This is a genomic window from Streptomyces millisiae (assembly GCF_031845425.1).
GTDB lineage: Bacteria > Actinomycetota > Actinomycetes > Streptomycetales > Streptomycetaceae > Streptomyces > Streptomyces millisiae.
The window spans coordinates 1-473 of the sequence record NZ_JAVREM010000249.1 but is presented as its reverse complement, the minus strand read 5'-3'; the positions used below and the strand labels follow the sequence as shown (position 1 = coordinate 473).

At 68.3% G+C, this 473-nt stretch carries 1 protein-coding gene; it reads right to left on the bottom strand.

What is annotated here, in order from left to right; genetic code table 11:
- On the bottom strand, positions 1-473 hold a 473-nt coding region (locus RNC47_RS36500), incomplete at both ends, for a phosphoketolase family protein (RefSeq protein ID WP_449657370.1).

Below are 473 nucleotides of genomic sequence, written 5' to 3'. Positions count from 1 at the left end.
CACCAGGCCACTGGTGAGCAACGGGGCGAACGCCTCGTAGGAGACCAGCACACCCCGGCGTCCGCTCGCCGTCCATCCGGCCAGCCACTCCAAAAGCACCTCCTCCGCCAGGAGTTCATATGCCCACTGCTCATCGGCCAGGGCCGGGAGCCGGTTGGAAGCCAGTTCATCCGGGCTGACAAGCAGGAAATCTTCACGTGCCGCGTGTCTCCGCACGACTCCGGTGACAGCATCGGTGAACGTGGCGGCACGAGCACTGGGCGCCATGGTGGGCCTCCCTGACCGGGGCGCTTCGGCGGGAGCGAAGGAGCACCACCGGGCTTCAGCGATGGCATCCGCGAGCTCGCCCTTCGCCCGCCCTCCGTCGTCGAAGAGATCCGCCGGCTGGTAGGACGCCAGCCAGTGAGCCAGCCGCATCAGCTGCTCCGGCTTGACGCGCGGGCTGACCAAGGGCGTCTTGTGGAGGTCGGAGG